The organism is Escherichia sp. 20412-1, assembly GCF_003027595.1.
GTDB classification, from domain to species: Bacteria; Pseudomonadota; Gammaproteobacteria; order Enterobacterales; family Enterobacteriaceae; genus Escherichia; species Escherichia marmotae.
In genome coordinates this window covers 1-1,019 of sequence record NZ_PYQM01000114.1, presented here as the reverse complement: position 1 = coordinate 1,019, position 1,019 = coordinate 1, and the positions used below count along the sequence as shown (strand labels likewise).

The window sequence follows — 1,019 nt, the reverse complement described above, 5'->3', positions numbered from 1 at the left end:
AAAAGAAGTGATCACCCGTACGATAAAAGTCACCAATATTGGTCGACCGTCGCTGGCGGAGGACAGCGGAACCATCACGCCGGTGACGGGGATCACCGTCACACCGGCCACGGTCTCTGTTGAGGTGGGGAAAACGGTGACGCTGACGGTGGCCGTTCAGCCGGATACGGCATCGGACAAAACCTTCCGGGTATCATCTGACCACAACAATGTGGCGACAGTGACCGTGAAGGATAACGTCATCACGGTGAAAGGGGTGGCAAAAGGTACCGCGCTTATCCCGGTCATGAGTAATGGTGGCGCTTTCGCCGCCGTGGCCACCGCAACGGTCACAACCCCTGCAGCACAGCCTGCCACTTAAATTCCCGGAGAACACACATGTTTCTGAAAACGGAACCGTTTGAATATAACGGACAGACTGTCACGCTCAGCGAACTGTCCGCCCTGCAGCGCCTCGAGTATCTGGCCTGGGTGAAGGAGAAGGAAGAACAGCGGGGGGAGGGTGTCAGTGAACAGCAGGCGCTCTCTGACATCATCAGAGAAGGTGCCCTGCTGGTGGCCATGTCGCTCTGGCATCACCATGAGCTGAACGGCGCGTTATCCTCACTAAGTGAAGAGACGGACAGGCTCATGCAGGAAGTCCTGACCTCCTGGCCGGTGGAAGCCATCGCCGCAGGCCGGAACGTGGTGGCACGTCTGAGTGGTATGTCGGCTCCGGCAGGTGAAAAATCCCCCGTTCAGGGGGGTAAAACAGATGCACCGGTAACGGCAAAAAAGCGTACGAAGGGGAGCTGATTTTTGCCCTGCAACTGGCGCGTGAGATGGGGCGTCCGGACTGGCGTGCCATGCTGGCCGGGATGTCATCAACCGAGTATGCCGACTGGCGTCATTTTTACCGCACGCATTATTTTCAGGATGCACAACTGGATATGCATTTTGCCGGGCTGACGTATGCCGTACTCAGCCTGTTTTTTGCCGATCCTGATATGAGGCCGTCTGATTTCAGCCTGCTGAACCGG

3 protein-coding genes are annotated in these 1,019 nt (G+C 57.1%); all 3 read left to right on the top strand.

Going from position 1 to position 1,019, the window contains the following annotated elements; all coding sequences use genetic code 11:
• The coding region (locus tag C7B16_RS24225; RefSeq protein WP_143192635.1) for an Ig-like domain-containing protein at positions 1 to 361 on the top strand (361 nt) is incomplete at its 5' end.
• A 17-nt stretch (positions 362 to 378) separates the two neighbouring features.
• On the top strand, positions 379 to 795 hold the full coding sequence (gpG, locus tag C7B16_RS24220; RefSeq protein WP_107180292.1) for a phage tail assembly chaperone G: 417 nt from the start codon (positions 379 to 381) through the stop codon (positions 793 to 795).
• 14 nt (positions 796 to 809) lie between these two features.
• On the top strand, positions 810 to 1,019 hold a 210-nt coding region (locus tag C7B16_RS24215), incomplete at its 3' end, for a phage tail assembly protein T (protein ID WP_258182620.1).

Excerpts from the sequence above, each read along its gene's own strand:
- gpG (WP_107180292.1), top strand. The coding sequence starts at position 379 with ATGTTTCTGAAAACGGAACCGTTTGAATATAACGGACAGACTGTCACG.